The organism is Kitasatospora sp. MBT63 (genome assembly GCF_000710465.2).
GTDB lineage: Bacteria > Actinomycetota > Actinomycetes > Streptomycetales > Streptomycetaceae > Kitasatospora.
In genome coordinates this window covers 1-2,866 of record NZ_JAIZ01000669.1, presented here as the reverse complement: position 1 = coordinate 2,866, position 2,866 = coordinate 1, and the positions used below count along the sequence as shown (strand labels likewise).

The window sequence follows — 2,866 nt, the reverse complement described above, 5'->3', positions numbered from 1 at the left end:
CAGGCCGCGTTCAGGACGGCGGTCGACGGGGTCGACACCGGACTCGCCGCACTGGCGGTGGGGGCCGCGGTGCTCGCGGTCGCCTGCGCCGCGGGCGTGTTCCGGGGCATCGGCCGCCGACTGGCCGACTACCGCTAGGGGGTGGGGACGATGATGCGCAAGGTACGGGCCAGGGCCCTGGTGGCCGCGGTCGCGCTGGCGGCCGGGGTGCTCGGCGCGGGCGGTTCGGCGGGGGCCGCCGGTGGCGGCGCCGGACCGGTGAGCGCCGCCCGGGCGCCGGAGTTGGCTCCCGCGGCGGACACCTGCGACACGACCAGGAGCGTGCCCCCGGCCAAGGACCCCGGCGGCCCGAAGATCAAGAAGATCCGGGAGCGCGGCACCCTGGTGGTCGGCATCGACCAGAACAGCTACCACTGGGGCTACCGCAACCCGCAGACCGGCACCATCGAGGGCTTCGACATCGACCTGGCGCACGCCATCGCCAAGTCCCTGCTGGGCGACCCCGACAAGATCACGTTCAAGGCCGTCCCGACCGCCCGCCGGATCGACGCGGTCAAGGCCGGCGAGGTGGACCTGGTCGTCCGGACCACCACCATCACCTGCGCCCGGATGCAGGAGGTCGCCTTCTCCAGGCCGTACTTCGCCGCCGGACAGCGGCTGGTGGTCCCGAAGTCCGCCAAGGCCACCTCGGTGGACCAAGGGCTGAAGGGCAAGCGGGTCTGCACCGCGGCCTCGTCCTCCTCCGACACCGAGCTCAAGACCAACCGGCACGGCGCCTCGGAGGTCACCGTGGTGGAGAACCAGCTGGACTGCCTGGTGCTGATGCAGCTCGGCAAGGTGGACGCGACCTTGACCGACGCCGTGCTGGCCGCCGCCCAGGCCGCCCAGGACCCGACCGTCGAGGTGGTCGGCGAGACCCTGCTGGCCGGCTGGATGGGCGTGGTGGTCAACCAGGCCGACACCGACCTGGTCGCCTGGGTCAACCAGGCGCTGCTCGACTACAGGGCCGACGGCGGCTGGCGGCGCAGCTACGACCACTGGCTGGCCGGATCGATGGGCACGTCGCCCGACCCGTACGAGTTCAAGCAGTAGCCGGCACCCGCCCGGCCGGCGCCGGTGACGGCACCGGCGTCGACCGGAGCGGCGCCATCCGGAAGACTGGCCGCCGGGCGGCCCACCGCCGGCACCTGCCGGAGCGACGGACAGCCGGCCGCCCCGTCAACTGCGCTGCCCGACGAGGCAGAGAGGAAGGACCCCGCGTGGCAGGATCGGCCGGCCCGGCGATGAGCCGGGAGGAGGTGGACCGTGCGCTGGCCCGGCTGGGCGCCGAGCGCGACGCGGTCGAGTCCGCGCTGCTCGCCCTCCAGGACCACCCGGGCCGCCGGCTGCTGGAGGGCGCCGAGCTGAGCGGGCGCACCGCCGAGCGCTGGTCGGTCGCCGGACAGGGCCTCGGACAGCTGTGGGCCCTGTTCGACCGTTACTCTGAGGCGCTGGCCTCGGCCCGCGCGGTCCGGGCCCGCCGCAACCGGCCCGGCGGCGCCGAACTGGCGCAGCTCACCGAACTGCTCACCGGCCCCGCGGTGACCGTCTCCGGCGGCCGGCTGCCCGAGCCGGCCGGCCTGCTCGGCGGCCCGGTGCGCCTGGCCGAACAGGTCACCCTGGCCGAGCTGATGACCCGGATGAACGGCTGGTACGAGACGGTGCTGGAGGTGGTCGACGCCGCCGACGCGGTGTGGTCCGCACTGCCCGCCCGGATCGACCTGCTGCTGGCCGAGCTGCGCCGGGTGCAGATGCTCGCCGTCTCGGTCGGCGTCCGCCCCGGCGGCCACCCGCTCGCCGACGACCTGGACGCCCTGGCCACCGACCTGACCGCGCTGCGCGACGAGGTACGGGCCGACCCGCTGGCGCTGTGGCGGCCGGTCCGGGTCCCGGCCCAGCGCGGCACGGTGCCCGACGGGACGGCGTTCGCCGCCCCCGGCGGCACGGTGGACACCGGGCGCTTCGACCGGGCCGGGCGGGCACTGGACGACGTCCGGGTCGAGCTGGAGGGGCTGTTGCGGCTGCGCGACGAGTCGCACGAGCGGCTGCAGCAGATCGCCGACCTGCTGCAGCGCGCGGACGCCACGCTGACCGAGGCCCGGCGGGCCCGCGGGGAGGTGCTGGCCAAGATCGCGGCCACCGAGGTGCCGGCCGTGCCCGGGCCGACCTCGGCGCTGCGCGAACGGATCCGGCACGCGGTGGAGTGCCAGCAGACCGGCCAGTGGTACCGGCTCGGTCCGCTGCTGGACGCCCTGGAGGACGCCGCCGCCAAGGAGCTGAACCGGGCCCGGCAGGCACTCACCGAGGTCGCCCAGCCGCTGGCGGTCCGGGCCGAGCTGCGCGGCCGGCTGGAGGCGTACAAGGCGATGGCCGCCCGGCTGGGCCTCGCCGAGGACCCGGAGGTGGTGGAGCGCTTCGAGAAGGCCAGGTGGCTGCTGTGGAGCGCGCCCTGCGACCTGCGGGCGGGCGCGGAGGCGGTGGCGCGGTTCCAGCAGGCGCTGCGGCCGCCGGAGGCCGCCGGCCCGGCAGGCGGGCCGCAGGACGCACGGCCCGGTGGACAGGGATGAGACACGGTCAGGGGGAACGGTTCTGATGGCTGCTGAGGTGTGCACACGGCCGGAGTGCTCCGGCACCGGCGAGATCGACGCCGACGGGTACTGCACCGAGTGCGGGCTCAGCCCGCGCCCGGCCGCCGCACCGCCGGCGGCGGTCGCTCCGGCACCGGCCGCACCGGCCGCACCGGACGGGGCGTGCGGGCGGGACGGCTGCGCCGGCACGATCGACCCGGACGGCTACTGCGACGAGTGCGGCCTGGCCGCGCGGGCCG

At 76.1% G+C, this 2,866-nt stretch carries 2 protein-coding genes and 1 pseudogene; all 3 read left to right on the top strand.

The window, feature by feature from the left end; translation table 11 throughout:
- Positions 1 to 150: 150 nt before the first annotated feature.
- Positions 151 to 1,092 (top strand): glutamate ABC transporter substrate-binding protein, encoded by a 942-nt coding sequence (locus AA75_RS35005; RefSeq protein WP_033824408.1) that lies wholly within the window; start codon positions 151 to 153, stop codon positions 1,090 to 1,092.
- Between the two features lie 191 nt (positions 1,093 to 1,283).
- On the top strand, positions 1,284 to 2,606 hold the full coding sequence (locus AA75_RS35000; protein ID WP_033824407.1) for a hypothetical protein: 1,323 nt from the start codon (positions 1,284 to 1,286) through the stop codon (positions 2,604 to 2,606).
- 25 nt (positions 2,607 to 2,631) lie between these two features.
- A pseudogene (locus AA75_RS34995) lies at positions 2,632 to 2,866 on the top strand (hypothetical protein); the annotation flags it as partial.

Bases quoted from the DNA above. Each gene is read 5' to 3' on its own strand.
- AA75_RS35005 (WP_033824408.1), top strand. From the start codon at position 151: ATGATGCGCAAGGTACGGGCCAGGGCCCTGGTGGCCGCGGTCGCGCTG.
- AA75_RS35000 (WP_033824407.1), top strand. From the start codon at position 1,284: ATGAGCCGGGAGGAGGTGGACCGTGCGCTGGCCCGGCTGGGCGCCGAG.